Raw genomic sequence first — 15,946 nt, forward strand, 5'->3', positions numbered from 1 at the left:
TCCGAAACCCCAATTGCGAAAGCAGTTGGGGTTTTGTTTTGCCTGCGAGAAAGTTCTTACAGCCTTCGCAGACCTCGTCCGGCTGTCACAGCCGGCCGACAATGCTAAGGTTCTGCCTCGGCTTTAGCGATTTTCCAAGGAATCCATATGTCGGACGCCCAGTCCCTCAACGCTGCATTCATGGTGGTTCAGAGCAACAGTCTCGATGAGCTGCGCAGCCTTGTGGTCAGCATCATGCGGCGTTACCCACTGGCACCCTTGGAAAATGAAATCGCTTTGGTACAAAGCAACGGCATCGCCCAATGGCTCAAACTGGCATTGGCCGAGGATCCCGAAGACGACGACCTTGGCGGTTGCGGAATCGCTGCGGCGATTGACGTGCAACTACCCGGCAGTTTCATGTGGCAGCTCTATCGCATGGTATTGGGACGAGAAGAGATTCCGGCAAAATCCCTGCTCGATAAGGCTCCGCTGACCTGGCGCCTGATGCGCCTCTTGCCACAGGTAATCGACCGCGCCCATTTCGAGCCGCTGCAACGCTTCCTCACCCACGACAGCGATCTGCGCAAGCGCTATCAATTGTCAGAGCGTCTGGCCGACCTGTTTGACCAATATCAGGTCTACCGGGCCGACTGGCTGGAAGATTGGGCTGAAGGCCGCCACCAACTGCGCAATGTGCGAGGTGAAATCAAACCTCTGCCACCGACCAGTTGCTGGCAGGCCGAGTTGTGGCGAGCGCTGCTGGATGACGTCGGCGAACAAGGCATGGCGCAGAGTCGTGCCGGCGTCCATCAACGTTTCATGGAGCGCATCAACACCCTTGATGAGGCTCCGGCTTCACTGCCACCGCGTGTGATCGTTTTTGGTATTTCTTCGCTACCCGCGCAGGTACTTGAAGCGCTCGCCGGTCTGGCGTGCTTCAGTCAGGTTCTACTTTGCGTACACAACCCCTGTCGCCATCACTGGGCCGATATCGTCGCCGACAAGGATCTGCTGCGGCATCAATACAAGCGGCAACAACGCAAAAGCGGGATGCCAGTGGTACTTGACGCCGAGACCCTGCATCAGCACGCACATCCGTTGCTGGCCGCTTGGGGCAAGCAAGGTCGCGACTATATCAACCTGCTCGACAGCTACGACGACCCCAACAGCTACCGCGCAGCCTTTCGTGACGGCCGCATCGACCTGTTCAGCGAAGCCCAGCCCCACAACATGATTAACCAGCTGCAGGACGACATTCTGGAGTTACGTCCCCTCAACGAGACACGCGAACTCTGGCCAGCGGTCGATGCAACCCAAGACCATTCAATACGTTTTCACATCGCCCACAGTGCCCAGCGTGAAGTCGAGATCCTGCACGACCAACTGCTGGCGCGTTTCAGTGCCGACCCGGACTTGCGCCCCCGCGACGTAATCGTCATGGTCCCGGATATCGACAGCTATGCACCGCATATCCGCGCGGTTTTCGGTCAGCTCGATCGTTTTGACCCGCGCTTCATTCCTTTTACTTTGGCGGACCAGGGCCAGCGTGGACGTGATCCGTTGCTAATCGCGGTCGAACATTTGCTCAAATTGCCGGACAGTCGTTTCCCGGTCAGTGAGATCCTCGACCTGCTCGATGTCCCGGCTCTGCGTGCTCGCTTTGGCGTAGAGGAGCGCGACCTGCCAACTTTGCATCGCTGGATCGAAGGCGCCGGCGTGCGTTGGGGCATGAGTGCCGAGCAACGGGCCGGTCTCGGTTTGCCGGAGGAACTGGAGCAGAACAGCTGGCATTTCGGCCTGCGCCGAATGCTGCTGGGCTACGCCGTCGGCAGTGCCGACGCATGTGCAGGTATCGAGCCTTACGACGAAATTGGTGGGCTTGATGCTGCCCTGATCGGTCCACTGGTGGCTCTGCTGGATGCCCTGGAAATCGCTCATCGGCAACTCACGCAACCGGCTCAACCGAAAGAGTGGGGGCTGCGTTTGCAGGCGCTGATGCAGGTGTTCTTTCAGGCGAGCAACGAGCACGACGACTACCTGCTGACCCAACTGGAAGAGCTTCGCGAAACCTGGCTCGAGACCTGCGAGGCGGTCGGGCTGACTGACGAACTGCCGCTGACTGTCGTGCGCGAAGCCTGGCTCGCCGGGCTGGATCAGGGCCGTTTGTCGCAACGATTCCTCGCCGGTGCGGTGAATTTCTGCACCTTGATGCCGATGCGTGCCATTCCTTTCAAGCTGGTATGTCTGCTGGGCATGAACGACGGCGATTATCCGCGCGCGCAGCCGCCGCTGGACTTCGATCTGATGGGCAGCGATTACCGACCTGGGGATCGCTCACGACGTGAAGACGATCGCTACCTGTTACTCGAAGCGCTGTTGTCCGCACGCTCTCAGCTCTATATCAGTTGGGTCGGTCGCAGCATCCGTGACAACAGCGAACGACCTGCCTCGGTGCTCATCGGCCAGTTGCGCGATCACCTCGCCAGCGGCTGGCATTCAATCGACCCAAGCCAGGATCTGTTAGACGCGCTGACCGAAGAACATCCCCTGCAACCTTTCAGCGCCCGCTATTTCCACGAAGGCGAGCAACTGTTCAGCTACGCCAGCGAGTGGCAGGTGTTGCATCAAGAGAAAGCGCAGCAAAGTGAAGCACCGTTACTCGCGCCATATGTTCAAGAGGAACCGCTGACGCTGGCATTGCTTCAGGATTTTCTGCGTAATCCGGTTCGGCATTTTTTCACCCAGCGTCTCAAGGTCTATTTCGAGTCCGCGCAAGCGCCGTTGGCCGATGAAGAACCTTTCGTGCTCGACGCGCTGCAGCGCTACACGCTCAGCGACAGCTTGCTGGATGCCGCGCTCAGCCAGCCGGACAATATCGATCAGGCGCTGCAAGCCCGGGCGCTGCGCCTGCAAAACAGTGGTCTGCTGCCTATGGCCGGTTTTGGCGAATGCCTACAGCATGAACTGATCGAACCGCTACCGGATCTTCTGCAGCGTTATCAACAGTTGCTGACGTTATGGCCGACGCCGTTGACCAGTGCGATCCCGGTCAGTCTCGACCTGCAGGGTTCGCGGCTGGAGGGCTGGCTCGCAAACCTGCATCAACGCGCCGATGGCGGACTACTGTCAGTCACCACTATTCCCAACAGCATCGGCTCGATCAAAACTCGCAAGTGGCATCGGCTGACCAAATCGTGGGTTACCCATCTGGTCGCCTGCGCCAGCGAGCATGCGCTGACCACGGCATTGGTCGCCAGTGACGACACGTTGTTGCTGGAGCCAATGGAGCGAGACCGAGCGTTGCGTTTGCTCGGTGACCTGCTTCTTGCGTGGCAATCAGGCATGCGCCAACCCTTGTCGATTGCGATAAAAACCGCGTTCGCCTGGTTGTCTCAAACTGACCCGGTCAAAGCCGAAGCCGCTGCGCGAAAAGCCTATGACGGTGACGGCCAGACCAGCAACGGCGAGCGGCGTGAAAGCCCGGCACTGCTCCGGCAATATCCCGATTTCGATGCACTGTTGGCAGACGAAACCTTCACCGGCTGGTGCGACGCGTTGTACCGCCCATTATTCGAAGCGCCGTGGCGTTCCTTGTCCAGCGAAGGTGCGCGCGCATGAGTACCAAAACACCGTTGGCTCTGGCCTTCCCGTTGCGCGGCAGCCAGTTGATCGAAGCAAGCGCCGGCACCGGTAAAACCTTTACGATCTCGGCACTTTATCTGCGGCTGATTCTCGGTCATGGCGGCGAGAGAAGCGGTTTCGCACGCGAACTGCTGCCGCCGCAGATCCTCGTAGTGACGTTTACCGATGCTGCCACCAAAGAGCTGCGTGAACGGATTCGGACACGCTTGGCTGAGGCCGCGCGATTCTTCCGCGATGAAATCACTGCCCCCGACGGACTGATTGCCGAGTTGCGCGATCAGTTCGATCCGCAGCAATGGCCGGGCTGTGCCAACCGCCTCGATATCGCCGCGCAGTGGATGGACGAAGCCGCCGTCTCGACCATTCACAGCTGGTGTCAGCGCATGCTGCGCGAGCATGCGTTCGACAGCGGCAGCCTCTTCACGCAATCTCTGGAAACCGATCACAGCGATTTGCTTGGCGAGGTGCTGCGCGATTACTGGCGACTGTTCTGTTATCCGATGCAGGGCGATGCGCTGAACTGGGTGCGCAGCAATTGGGGTGGCCCCGCAGCGTTGTTGCCTCGCGTACGTGGCTTGTTCGCCAGCGAGCGTGACACCGATGAAGGCAAGGTGCCTGCGGAGCTGATCGCCGCATGTTTGCTGGAGCGGCGAGCAGCATTGGTCGAACTGAAAGCGCCTTGGCGTGATTGGGCAGACGAACTGCTCGCGCTCTGCCATGAAGGCGTCGCCAGCAAAACCGTCGATGGCCGCAAGATGCAGGCGCGTTATTTCGAGCCCTGGTTCGACAAGATCAAGACCTGGGCCGCAGACGAATCGCTTGAGCAACTGGACATTGGCACCGGCTTCACCCGTCTGACACCCGAAGGCATGGCCGAGGCCTGGAAAGGCCAGGCCCCGAGTCATCCGGGGCTGGACGCCATGTCCACACTCAAATCGAGCCTCGACGCATTGCCGACGCCCGATGCCGCTGTTCTGCAACACGCTGCCAAGTGGGTCGGTGCACGCTTCGAAGAAGAGAAGCGTCGCCGTGCAGAAATGGGATTCGACGACATGCTGTTGCGTCTGGATGCCGCGCTGCAATCGGAGGGCGGCGAGCGTCTGGCAACGCTGATCCGCGAGCAGTTCCCGGTCGCGCTGATCGACGAATTCCAGGACACCGATCCGGTGCAATACCGCATCTTCGAAAGCATCTACCGCATCGAAGACAATCACCCTGACACCGGCCTGTTCCTGATCGGCGACCCCAAGCAGGCGATCTATGCCTTCCGTGGTGCCGACATCTACACCTATCTGCGCGCACGTCAGGCCACTACCGGCCGTTTGCATACACTAGGCACCAACTTCCGCTCCAGCCACGGCATGGTGACAGCGGTCAATCACGTATTCGAACGCGCCGAGTCCCGAGAGCAGGGACGCGGCGCGTTTTTGTTTCGCGAAAGAAATGGCGAAAACCCGGTGCCGTTCCTCCCGGTCGAGTCTCAGGGGCGCAAGGAAACGCTGCGGATTGCCGGGCAAGACGTCGCGGCACTGAATGTCTGGCTATTGTCTGGCGATCAGCCGCTGTCCGGCGCGGTCTATCGCCAGCAAATGGCCGCCGCCTGCGCCAGTGAAATCACCGCACTGCTCAATGGCGGGCAGACCGGCAGTGCTGGTTTCGTTCAGGAAGATGACTTCAGAGGTCTGCGTCCTTCGGACATCGCGATCCTCGTCCGTGACGGTAAAGAGGCCCAGGCCGTACGCGCCGAACTCGCTGCCAGAGGGGTGCGCAGTGTTTATCTGTCGGACAAGGATTCGGTGTTCGCCGCGCAAGAGGCGCACGACCTGCTGGCGTGGCTAAAGGCTTGCGCCGAACCCGATGTCGAACGCTCGCTCAAGGCTGCGCTGGCCTGCACCACCCTTAACCTGCCGCTGATCGAGCTGGAGCGCCTGAACCAGGATGAAATGGTCTGGGAAGCCCGGGTCATGCAGTTCCGCGGCTATCGCGAGCTCTGGCGCGAACAGGGCGTGTTACCGATGTTGCGCCGCCTGCTTCACGATTTCCATTTGCCGCAGACCCTGATGCAGCGCAGTGACGGCGAGCGCGTGCTGACCAACCTTTTGCACCTCTCGGAACTGATGCAGCAAGCCGCCGCTGAACTGGACGGCGAGCAAGCATTGATCCGCCATCTGGCCGAGCTGCTGGCACTGTCCGGTCAGGCCGGTGAAGAGCAGATTCTGCGTCTGGAAAGCGACGAGCAACTGGTCAAAGTGGTGACCATCCACAAATCCAAGGGGCTGGAATATCCGCTGGTATTCCTGCCATTCATTTGCTCGGCGAAACCGGTGGATGGCAGCCGCTTGCCGCTGCATTACCACGACGCTGCGGGCAAAGCGCAGATCAGCCTCAAGCCGACTCCCGAGTTGATCGCTCTGGCTGACGATGAGCGTCTGGCCGAAGATCTGCGTCTTCTGTATGTCGCATTAACGCGCGCGCAGCATGCCTGCTGGCTGGGCGTCACCGATCTCAAGCGCGGCAATAACAACAGCTCGGTGTTGCACCTGTCGGCGCTGGGTTATTTGCTGGGGGGCGGTGCCGCTTTGGGCGAGTCCAGCGAATTGAATCGCTGGCTGCGGGATCTGCAGCAGGACTGCGCGGCGATTGGCATCGGTGAAATGCCTCAGCCCACTGATGAGCATTACCAGCCGCCGCGCAATGAAGCAGTGCTGCGAGCGACGCTACGGCCCAAGCGCAAAGCCAGTGAAAACTGGTGGATCGCTTCCTATAGCGCTTTGCGCATCAGCGACATAATGAGCATCGGCAGCGATGAAGCACCGGACAGTCCGCAGGCGCAAAAGCTCTTCGACGACGAGCGCCTCGATCCCGACGCACCCCGCGAAATCATCAGCGGTGGCGCCGATATCCACCGTTTTCCTCGCGGACCGAATCCCGGCACGTTTTTGCATGGCTTGCTCGAATGGGCGGGTGCTGAAGGTTTTTCGGTTACCCGCGCAGCGCTGGAAGATGCGATTGCCCGGCGTTGCAACCTGCGCGGCTGGCAAGGCTGGATTACCACGCTGACTGACTGGCTGCAGCATTTGCTCAAGTCGCCGTTGCCGATCGCGGGCGGGCAACCGCCGGTGGTTCTTGAGCAACTGAAGCAATACCGCGTCGAGATGGAGTTCTGGTTTGCCAGCCACAAAGTCGACGTGCTCAAGCTCGATGAACAGGTGCGCCAGCACACCCACAATGGCGTCGCTCGTGTTGCGGCAGAACCGGTGCAACTCAACGGCATGTTCAAGGGCTTTATCGACCTGACCTTCGAGCACGCTGGCCGCTATTACGTTGCCGATTACAAATCCAATTGGCTCGGCGTGGATGATCAGGCATACACGGTGCAGGCAATGGAGCAGTCGATCCTCGACAACCGTTATGACCTGCAATACGTGCTGTATCTGCTGGCATTGCATCGCCAGTTGAAGGCACGGCTGGCGGATTACGATTACGAGCGCCATGTCGGCGGGGCGCTGTATCTGTTTCTGCGCGGTACGCGTGCCGAAAGTCGTGGCGTGTACTTCGTGCGTCCGCCACGGGAATTGATCGAACGCCTCGACCGTATGTTCCAGGGCAAACCCGAACCCAAGTCCGAGCCCGCCTGGGAACAGGGAGTCCTGCTATGAGCCGCACATTCGCCGATCTGCTGCCGACGCCGCTGGAAGCGGACAGCCTGTCGAAACTCTCGCCACTGACCCGCGCCAATGATTTGCTGTTGTTGCTGAGCCGTTGGGTCGAGCGCGGTTGGCTGCGCGCGCTGGACCGCGCCTTTGTCGCTTTCCTGCATGAGCTCGAGCCCGAGACCGACCCGTTGGTGCTGCTGGCGGCGGCGTTGACCAGTCACCAGCTCGGCCATGGTCATGTGTGTCTGGATTTGTTCGAAACCCTCAAGGCGCCGGATTTTGCCCTGTCATTGCCGCCCGAAGGCGATGTGCAGGGCGGTGTGTTGTTGCTGCCCTCGCAATTGCTCGAAACGCTCGATGGAGCCCATTGGTGCAAAGTGCTGGCAAGCAGCTCGCTGGTCGCGCTGGCCGCCGATGCCAGTGAACCAGCGCAGACACGTCCATTGGTGCTGTCCTCGAAACGCCTGTACCTGCGCCGTTACTGGACCTACGAACGCCGCATCGATGCAGCGTTGCGCCAACGCTTGATGCAACAGGAGCCGACGCCAGATGACCTGCCGCAGCGCCTCAATGGATTGTTCGGCGGCGCGGAATCTGCAGCTGTCATCGATTGGCAAAAACTCGCCTGTGCTCTCGCTACGCGCAGCGCCTTCAGCATCATCACTGGCGGCCCGGGCACGGGGAAAACCACTACCGTGGTGCGCTTGCTCGCATTGTTGCAGGCACCGGCCGTTGAGGCTGGCCATCCGCTGCGCATTCGTCTGGCCGCCCCGACCGGCAAGGCCGCTGCGCGTTTGACCGAGTCGATCAGTCAGCAAGTGCAATCGCTGCAAGTCGCCGAGGCGGTGCGCGCGGCGATCCCCAGCGATGTGACCACCGTGCACCGTTTGCTCGGCAGTCGACCGGGCACCCGGCATTTCCGTCACCATTCCGGCAACCGCCTGCCGCTGGATGTGCTGGTGGTCGACGAAGCTTCGATGATCGACCTGGAAATGATGGCCAACCTCCTCGACGCCATGCCGGCCCATGCGCGGTTGGTATTGCTGGGCGATAAGGATCAACTGGCCTCGGTAGAGGCCGGTGCGGTGTTGGGCGATCTGTGCCGTGACGCCGAGGGCGGTTGGTACAGCCCGCAGACGCGGCAATGGCTGGAGTCGGTCAGTGGCGAGTCGTTGCAGGGCAGCGGTTTGCATGAAGACCGCGACGGCACCCATCCGCTCGCGCAGCAAGTGGTGATGCTGCGGCACTCGCGCCGTTTCGGCGAGGGCAGCGGCATCGGTCAGCTTGCGCGCCGGGTCAATCAGCAATTGGCCGACGAGGCGCGACAGTTGCTCGCGGCCGGCAGCTACGATGATGTGTATTCGTTACCGCTCAAAGGCGAACGCGATCAGAAGCTCGAACGCCTGTTGCTCGAAGGTCACGGCAACGGTCCGCAAGGTTATCGCCATTACTTGAGCGTACTGCGCGATCAGCGTCCATCATCGACGCGGCCACTTGAGCATGTGGACTGGACCGATTGGGCGCGGGAAGTCTTGCAGGCGTTCGATACGTTCCAGTTGCTGTGCGCGGTGCGCAAAGGGCCGTGGGGAGTTGAAGGTCTGAACCAGCGCATCACCGCTGCGTTGCTCAAGGCGCGTCTGATCGAGAGCGATCAGCAGTGGTATGAAGGTCGGCCGGTGCTGATGACTCGTAACGACTATGGTCTGGGCCTGATGAACGGCGACATCGGTATCGCCCTGAAACTGCCCGAGCGTGAAGGCGCAGAGATCGGCAAAACCGTTCTGCGCGTGGCCTTCCCGCGTAACGATGGAGAGGGCGGCGTGCGCTTCGTGTTGCCGAGTCGACTCAATGATGTCGAAACCGTGTACGCCATGACGGTGCACAAGTCCCAGGGTTCGGAGTTCGCCCACACGGCGCTGATCCTGCCGGATGCGTTGAACCCCGTGCTGACCAAAGAACTGATCTACACCGGAATTACTCGCGCCCGGCACTGGTTCACCTTGATCGAGCCGCGTGCCGGCGTGTTTGAAGAGGCGGTGCTGCGCAAGGTCAAGCGTCTGAGCGGGCTGATGCTGGAACTGGAAGACGGCACCGAGCCTCCGGGATGAAGCGCTGAATGACCGACAACGAGTACTGACCAACCGGTCAGAGGCAGGCGCCTCGCTGGTGTTCTGGCGCTGTGCTATCGTTGCGGCATCATTTCGTTACGCTCCAAGAGAATCCCTCCATGAAGGTGGCCGTCTGGGCGACACAGCGTGTGGTGGCCTGCCAGCACGCATTGCTGATCGTTTTGCTCTGGTTGTTCACGGGCAGCGCCATCGCCCAAGCGCAAACCGGGCCGGCCGAGCAACGAGCCAAAGCGGTCACGCAAGTAGTGCTTGGCATCCTCAGCTATGCACGCTGGCCGGTGGAACCAGCGCAATTGCGCCTGTGCATCGTCGGCCCCACCGAATACACCGATGACCTGGTCAAAGGCACCACTCAAGCCACGGGCCGGCCGGTGGCTGTGCGGCGTCTGCTGGCGGACAACCCGGGCATCGTCAGCGAATGCGATGCGGTGTACATCGGCAAGCTCACCGCCGATGAACGCAGTCGCCTGTTCGCATCGTTGATCGGGCACCCGGTGCTGAGCATCAGCGAAGCGGACGATCAATGCACCGTCGGCAGTCTGTTCTGCCTGCGCGTTGGCGATGAGCAAGTGTCGTTCGAGGTCAATCTCGACTCCGTGGCTCGCAGTGGTGTGCGCATACACCCCAGCGTGTTGCAGTTGTCCCGTCGCAAAGCGGCAGCGCCATGAAGCTGTTCAGTTGGAAGGCTCGCCCGACCCTGGGCTCGGTCATCGGCCGTGGGCATTTGATTGTCGCGCTGGTGGCGGTGGCAATGGCCAGTGTTTCGCTGACCTTGCTGGGCGTGCTCGCGCTGCGGGTATATGCCGATCACAACCTGCACTTGATCGCCCGGTCGATCAGCTACACCGTCGAAGCGGCCGTCGTGTTCAATGACAAAGCGGCGGCAACCGAAGCGCTGGCGATCATCGCTTCCACCGAGGAAGTGGCAGATGCCCGAGTGCTGGACGCGCAAGGCCAATTGATCGCGCAATGGCAGCGCGCCGAAACCGGCTTGTTCTCCGAGCTGGAAATGCAGATCACCCGCGCCATTCTGGAAAAACCGGTCAGCCTGCCGATCGAGCATCAGGACCGCGAAATCGGTCGCGTCCTGCTCATCGGTCACGGCGGCAGCCTGATGCGCTTCCTGCTCAGCGGCCTGGCCGGGATTGTGCTGTGCACCGCGATCAGCGCCTGGGTCGCGCTCTATCTGGCGCGGCGGCAGCTGCGCGCGATCATCGGCCCGTTGCACAGCCTCGCCGCCGTTGCCCACGCCGCCCGTAGCGAACGAGCGCTGGATCGGCGCGTGCCGCCGGCGCAAATCGCTGAACTGGATAACCTGGGCAACGACTTCAATGCCTTGCTCGGCGAACTCGAGTCGTGGCAAACCCATCTGCAAAACGAAAACGAAACTCTCGCTCACCAAGCGACCCACGACAGCCTCACCGGTTTGCCCAACCGCGCGTTTTTCGAAGGCCGCTTGATGCGCGCCTTGCGCAACGGCAAAAAACACGATGAGCGGGTCGCCGTGCTGTTTCTCGACAGCGACCGCTTCAAAGGCATCAACGATAACTTCGGCCACGCCTCGGGCGACGCCGTGCTGGTGGCGATCGCCAATCGAGTGCGAGCGCAATTGCGCGAGGATGATCTGGTCGCGCGGCTGGGCGGCGACGAGTTCGCTGTGCTGCTCGCGCCGCTGCACACGGTCGAAGACGCTGAGCACATCGCAGACAAGATTCTCGCCAGCATGGACATGCCGATCACCCTGCCCGGCGACAGCAGTGTAGTGACCTCGCTCAGTATCGGTATCGCCGTTTACCCCGATCATGGCGCCACGCCGGGAGCCTTGCTCAACGCAGCCGACGCGGCGATGTATCAGGCCAAGCGCCTGTCGCGCGGCGCGCAATTCACCGCCGGGTCGGAGCGCCCGGTCGATTCCGTTCACACCAGGAGCTGATGCCCGTGTTCACACTTCCCTTTCGACTGTTTTCCGCATTGCTGCTGATCACCGCGCTGACCCTGAGCGGTTGCCAGACCGCCCCGCAAAAGGGCCTGACACCGGCGCAGGTCGCCGTGCTCAAACAGCAGGGTTTCGAATTGACCGACGACGGTTGGGAATTCGGCCTGTCGGGCAAAGTGCTGTTTGGTAGCGATGTCGAAAGCCTGAACGCAGCCAGCACGGAAATCGTCGAACGCATCGGCAAGGCGTTGCTCGGCGTGGGGATCGAGCGGGTGCGCGTCGATGGCCACACCGATGCGTCCGGCAAGGAAACCTACAATCAGCAACTGTCGCTGCGCCGGGCCAAGAGCGTTGCCAACGTCCTCGGCACGGTCGGCATGAAGCCGGAAAACATCCAGCTGCAAGGCCTGGGCAGCAGCGAACCGGTGGCTTCCAACGACACCGCAGCGGGGCGCACGGAAAATCGCCGGGTGTCGATTGTGGTCAGCGCCGATTAATCGGCAAAGCGCATCTCCCGCGTCGCGCCCATCAACAACGCCTGATTGCGCTCAGTCACCTCACGAATGTAATCCCACAACAACGTAATCCGCTTCAACTTGCGCAGATCCTCGCGGCAGTACATCCAGAACTGCCGGGTGATGTCGATTTCCTCCGGCAGCACCGGCAGCAATCGTGGATCCTGCGCGGCGAGGAAGCACGGCAGGATCGCCAGCGAGCGGCCCTGCTGCGCGGCGACGTATTGCGCAATCACGCTGGTGCTGCGCAAGTTTGCGCTGGCGCCGGGCAGCACGTTGGCCAGGTAGAGCAGCTCCGAGCTGAACGCCAGGTCGTCCACATAACTGATGAATTGATGCTTGCTCAAGTCGGCCGGGCGGCGGATCGGTGGGTGTTTGTCCAGATAGTCCTGGGTTGCGTACAGCTGCAAACGGTAGTCGCAGAGTTTGCAGCAGACGTACGGCCCGTGCTCCGGCCGCTCGAGGGCAATGACGATGTCGGCCTCGCGCTTGGACAGGCTGATGAAGTGCGGCAGCGGCAGGATGTCCACCGAGATTGCCGGGTAGGCGTCGACGAAGTGGCTCAACTGCGGGGTGATGAAGAAACTGCCGAAGCCTTCGGTGCAGCCCATGCGCACGTGCCCGGACAGGGCAACGCCCGAGCCCGAGACTTGCTCGCAGGCCATGTGCAACGTGCTTTCGATCGACTCGGCATAACCGAGCAAGCGCTGGCCTTCGGTGGTCAGGACGAAGCCGCTGGTGCGGGATTTTTCGAACAGCAATGTGCCCAGCGCCGCTTCCAGCGAGCTGATCCGTCGCGACACCGTGGTGTAGTCGACAGCCAGGCGTTTGGCGGCGGTGCTGGCCTTGCGGGTGCGGGCGACTTCAAGGAAAAACTTCAGGTCGTCCCAGTTCAGCGAGCCTAACGAGGTGATGTTTTTTTGCATGATGGTCGGGCTTATATGTGCGTTCTTATTAGAAGTTTGCACATCTATACTCCAAAAACAGTCCGACAACCAATTCGTGACACACGCCTCATCTCAAGGCGAACCTTTCGCCTTGGCTCCTACGATAAAAACAAGTTCTGGAGACCAGCATGAACGCATCGCTTACGCCTAACGACACCACGCTGCAAAAGGTCAAACTGCTGATCGACGGCGAATGGGTCGAGTCGCAGACCACCGAGTGGCACGACATCGTCAACCCGGCCACCCAGCAAGTGCTGGCCAAGGTTCCGTTCGCCACCGCCGCTGAGGTCGATGCCGCTGTTAGCGCCGCCCAGCGCGCGTTCCAGACCTGGAAACTGACCCCGATCGGCGCGCGGATGCGCATCATGCTCAAGCTGCAAGCGCTGATCCGTGAGCATTCCAAACGCATCGCCGTGGTCCTCAGCGCCGAGCAGGGCAAGACCATTGCTGATGCCGAAGGCGATATTTTCCGTGGCCTGGAAGTGGTCGAGCACGCGTGCTCGATCGGCACCCTGCAAATGGGCGAGTTCGCCGAGAACGTCGCCGGCGGCGTCGACACTTACACCCTGCGCCAGCCGATCGGCGTCTGCGCCGGCATCACGCCGTTCAACTTCCCGGCGATGATTCCGCTGTGGATGTTCCCGATGGCGATCGCGTGCGGCAACACCTTCGTGCTCAAGCCTTCGGAACAGGATCCGCTGTCGACCATGCTGCTGGTGGAACTGGCCATTGAGGCTGGCGTTCCGGCGGGCGTGCTCAACGTGGTTCATGGCGGCAAGGATGTGGTCGATGGCCTGTGCACGCACAAGGACATCAAAGCCGTGTCGTTCGTCGGTTCGACCGCTGTCGGCACCCACGTTTATGACCTGGCCGGCAAACACGGCAAACGCGTGCAGTCGATGATGGGCGCGAAAAACCACGCTGTGGTGCTGCCGGATGCCAATCGCGAACAAGCGCTGAACGCCTTGGTCGGCGCCGGTTTCGGTGCCGCCGGGCAACGCTGCATGGCCACCTCGGTGGTGGTGCTGGTCGGTGCCGCAAAACAGTGGCTGCCAGACCTGAAAGCACTGGCGCAGAAGCTCAAGGTCAACGCCGGCAGCGAGCCGGGCACCGATGTCGGCCCGGTGATTTCGAAAAAGGCCAAGGCGCGGATCCTCGAACTGATCGAAAGCGGCATCAAGGAAGGCGCCAAGCTTGAACTGGACGGTCGCGACATCAGCGTGCCGGGTTATGAACAAGGCAATTTTGTCGGCCCGACCCTGTTCTCCGGGGTGACCACCGACATGCAGATATACACCCAGGAAATCTTCGGCCCGGTGCTGGTGGTGCTGGAAGTCGACACCCTCGATCAGGCGATCGCGCTGGTCAACGCCAACCCGTTCGGTAACGGCACAGGGCTGTTCACCCAGAGCGGTGCGGCGGCGCGCAAGTTCCAGACTGAAATCGATGTCGGTCAGGTCGGCATCAACATCCCGATTCCGGTACCGGTGCCGTTCTTCAGCTTCACCGGCTCGCGCGGTTCGAAACTCGGCGACCTCGGCCCGTACGGCAAGCAAGTGGTGCAGTTCTACACGCAGACCAAAACGGTCACGGCGCGCTGGTTCGATGACGACAGCGTCAACGACGGCGTGAACACCACCATCAACCTGCGCTGAGGATTCGATCATGAAAATCGCATTTATCGGGCTGGGCAACATGGGCGCGCCGATGGCGCGTAACCTGATCAAGGCCGGCCACTCGCTGAACCTGGTCGACCTGAACAAAACCGTGCTGGCGGAACTCGAGCAACTGGGCGGCACCATCCGCGCTTCGGCCCGCGAGGCGGCGGAAGATGCCGAACTGGTGATCACCATGCTCCCGGCCGCTGTGCATGTGCGCAGCGTCTGGCTGGGTGAAGAGGGCGTGCTCGCCGGCATTCGCCAAGGCGTGCCGGCGGTGGATTGCAGCACTATCGATCCGCAGACCGCCCGCGACGTCGCAGCGGCCGCCGTCAAACAAGGCGTGTCCATGGCCGATGCGCCGGTCTCCGGCGGCACTGGCGGCGCGACCGCCGGAACGCTGACCTTCATGGTCGGCGCTACCCCGGAACTGTTCGCCACTCTACAACCGGTGCTGGGGCAAATGGGCCGCAACATCGTCCATTGCGGTGAAGTCGGCACCGGCCAGATCGCCAAGATCTGCAACAACCTGCTGCTGGCGATTTCGATGGTCGGCGTCAGTGAGGCGATGGCGTTGGGCGATGCGCTGGGGATCGACACCGGCGTGTTGGCCGGGATCATCAACAGCTCGACCGGCCGTTGCTGGAGTTCGGAGATGTACAACCCGTGGCCGGGCATCGTCGAAACGGCGCCGGCCTCGCGCGGTTATACCGGTGGTTTCGGCGCGGAGCTGATGCTCAAGGATCTGGGGCTGGCGACGGAAGCGGCGCGGCAGGCGCATCAACCGGTGGTGCTCGGCGCGGTGGCGCAGCAGTTGTATCAGGCGATGAGTCAGCGTGGTGATGGTGGGAAAGACTTCTCGGCGATCATCAACAGCTATCGCAAGCCGCAGTAATCGCGATCAGCCCTTGTGGTGAGGGGATTCATCCCCGTTGGGTTGCGCAGCACCCCCTGAATTGTGTCAGGCAAACCGCGTGCTCAGGGTTTGCGACTGCTGCGCAGTCGAGCGGGGATAAATCCCCTTGCCACAGGTTTTAGCAACGCCGGGACATTTGCCGGGAAATCACGTCGGGTGATTTCCCGGCTTTTTTGTGCAGGAAGAAAAAGATCGCAGCCTTCGGCAGCTCCTACATGGGAATGCGTTCCTGTAGGGGCTGCCGAAGGCTGCGATCTTTGCTTTATCAGGCGAAGACGAAATACTTGCGCACGGTCTCGACCACTTCCCACGTGCCTTTCATGCCCGGCTCAACCACGAAAATATCGCCAGCACGCAGGTGGATCGGCGCCATGCCGTCCGGGGTGATCACGCAGTAGCCTTCCTGGAAATGGCAGTATTCCCACTTCACATAATCGACGCGCCACTTGCCCGGTGTGCAGATCCAGGTGCCCATGATCTTGCTGCCGTCTTCGCTGGTGTAGGCGTTGAGGTTGACGGTGTGCGGGTCGCCTTCGAGTTTTTCCCATTTGCAGGCGTCGAGTAC

Annotated in this window: 10 protein-coding genes; 8 read left to right on the forward strand and 2 right to left on the reverse strand. The window is 61.3% G+C overall.

Features of this window, described 5'->3' with window-relative positions:
* Nucleotides 1–147: 147 nt before the first annotated feature.
* The 6 genes from recC to D8U60_RS11115 all read left to right on the forward strand — a co-directional run bounded on the left by recC (nucleotide 148) and on the right by D8U60_RS11115 (nucleotide 11,842).
* The gene (recC, locus tag D8U60_RS11090) at nucleotides 148–3,600 is read left to right on the forward strand and encodes an exodeoxyribonuclease V subunit gamma (protein ID WP_130900135.1); all 3,453 of its coding nucleotides are present in this window, start codon (nucleotides 148–150) and stop codon (nucleotides 3,598–3,600) included.
* Entirely contained in the window at nucleotides 3,597–7,283 is a 3,687-nt protein-coding gene (gene recB / locus D8U60_RS11095; protein ID WP_130900136.1) for an exodeoxyribonuclease V subunit beta, read from the forward strand. The genes recC and recB overlap by 4 nt, the downstream gene beginning before the upstream one ends.
* Nucleotides 7,280–9,388, forward strand: a complete 2,109-nt coding sequence (gene recD, locus D8U60_RS11100; RefSeq protein ID WP_130900137.1) for an exodeoxyribonuclease V subunit alpha — start codon at nucleotides 7,280–7,282, stop codon at nucleotides 9,386–9,388. Before recB ends, recD begins: the two co-directional genes overlap by 4 nt.
* 119 nt (nucleotides 9,389–9,507) lie before the next feature.
* The gene (locus tag D8U60_RS11105; RefSeq protein WP_024011482.1) at nucleotides 9,508–10,077 is read left to right on the forward strand and encodes a YfiR family protein; all 570 of its coding nucleotides are present in this window, start codon (nucleotides 9,508–9,510) and stop codon (nucleotides 10,075–10,077) included.
* Nucleotides 10,074–11,342, forward strand: coding sequence for a diguanylate cyclase (locus D8U60_RS11110; protein WP_110603516.1), 1,269 nt, complete (start codon nucleotides 10,074–10,076; stop codon nucleotides 11,340–11,342). Before D8U60_RS11105 ends, D8U60_RS11110 begins: the two co-directional genes overlap by 4 nt.
* Nucleotides 11,342–11,842 carry an OmpA family protein gene (locus D8U60_RS11115; RefSeq protein WP_016771800.1) on the forward strand — a complete coding sequence of 167 codons (501 nt, stop codon included), beginning with the start codon at nucleotides 11,342–11,344 and terminating at the stop codon, nucleotides 11,840–11,842. Before D8U60_RS11110 ends, D8U60_RS11115 begins: the two co-directional genes overlap by 1 nt.
* Here the strand turns inward: D8U60_RS11115 and D8U60_RS11120 are convergent.
* The gene (locus D8U60_RS11120; RefSeq protein ID WP_130900140.1) at nucleotides 11,839–12,786 is read right to left on the reverse strand and encodes a LysR family transcriptional regulator; all 948 of its coding nucleotides are present in this window, start codon (nucleotides 12,784–12,786) and stop codon (nucleotides 11,839–11,841) included. The genes D8U60_RS11115 and D8U60_RS11120 overlap by 4 nt on opposite strands.
* A gap of 149 nt (nucleotides 12,787–12,935) precedes the next feature.
* Between D8U60_RS11120 and D8U60_RS11125 the strand changes: the two genes are divergently transcribed.
* Together D8U60_RS11125 and mmsB are read left to right on the forward strand one after the other, a co-directional pair.
* Complete coding sequence (locus tag D8U60_RS11125; protein ID WP_024011486.1) at nucleotides 12,936–14,462, forward strand: CoA-acylating methylmalonate-semialdehyde dehydrogenase; 1,527 nt, start codon at nucleotides 12,936–12,938, stop codon at nucleotides 14,460–14,462.
* Between the two features lie 10 nt (nucleotides 14,463–14,472).
* Nucleotides 14,473–15,360 carry a 3-hydroxyisobutyrate dehydrogenase gene (gene mmsB, locus D8U60_RS11130; protein ID WP_130900138.1) on the forward strand — a complete coding sequence of 296 codons (888 nt, stop codon included), beginning with the start codon at nucleotides 14,473–14,475 and terminating at the stop codon, nucleotides 15,358–15,360.
* Between the two features lie 286 nt (nucleotides 15,361–15,646).
* Here mmsB and D8U60_RS11135 read toward each other — a convergent pair.
* On the reverse strand, nucleotides 15,647–15,946 hold a 300-nt coding region (locus tag D8U60_RS11135), incomplete at its 5' end, for a cupin domain-containing protein (RefSeq protein ID WP_130900139.1).

Source organism: Pseudomonas sp. Sample_11 (assembly GCF_004307505.1).
Classification (GTDB): domain Bacteria; phylum Pseudomonadota; class Gammaproteobacteria; order Pseudomonadales; family Pseudomonadaceae; genus Aquipseudomonas; species Aquipseudomonas atacamensis.